Consider the following 620-nt stretch of genomic DNA (forward strand, 5'->3'; position numbering starts at 1 on the left):
TTTTTAAGGTCATCCTATTGAGAGAATTTTTGTGTGTTCTTTATTAGGTTTGGCGGTGACCTACTCTCCCACGTCTTAAGACGCAGTACCATTGGCGCGACGGCACTTAACTGCCGAGTTCGGGATGGGATCGGGTGTTTTGCTCGCGCTATGACCACCAAACCAAAAAAAGAACACCGCCATGATTGTTTAGCAATCATGGCGGGTGCGACGCTTGGGATTATCTCCCTTACATCACACACCATCAGTATATTGTATTAGTCCAAGTCACTTACACATATGTGTAGCTTTTGAAGTCCAGCTTCTACTGGATCAAATCAAGCCTATCGAACAATTAGTACCAGTCAACTGAACGCATTGCTGCGCTTACATCTCTGGCCTATCGACGAGGTGGTCTACCTCGGTTCTCAGGGATACCTTGTTTTGAGGGGGGCTTCCCGCTTAGATGCCTTCAGCGGTTATCCTTTCCGAACGTAGCTACCCAGCACTGCCATTGGCATGACAACTGGTCCACCAGTGGTTCGTTCACCCCGGTCCTCTCGTACTCGGGGCAACTCCTCTCAAGTATCCTACACCCACGGCAGATAGGGACCGAACTGTCTCACGACGTTCTAAACCCA

The 620-nt window shown here is 49.4% G+C and carries 2 rRNA genes; both read right to left on the bottom strand.

Annotation, left to right across the window (positions count from 1 at the left end):
* Positions 1 to 47: 47 nt before the first annotated feature.
* Positions 48 to 162: ribosomal RNA gene (gene rrf, locus AC3Y7R_RS16840) — 5S ribosomal RNA — on the bottom strand.
* Between the two features lie 151 nt (positions 163 to 313).
* A 23S ribosomal RNA gene (locus AC3Y7R_RS16845) occupies positions 314 to 620 on the bottom strand; the annotation flags it as partial.

This window comes from Litoreibacter sp. (genome assembly GCF_058136045.1).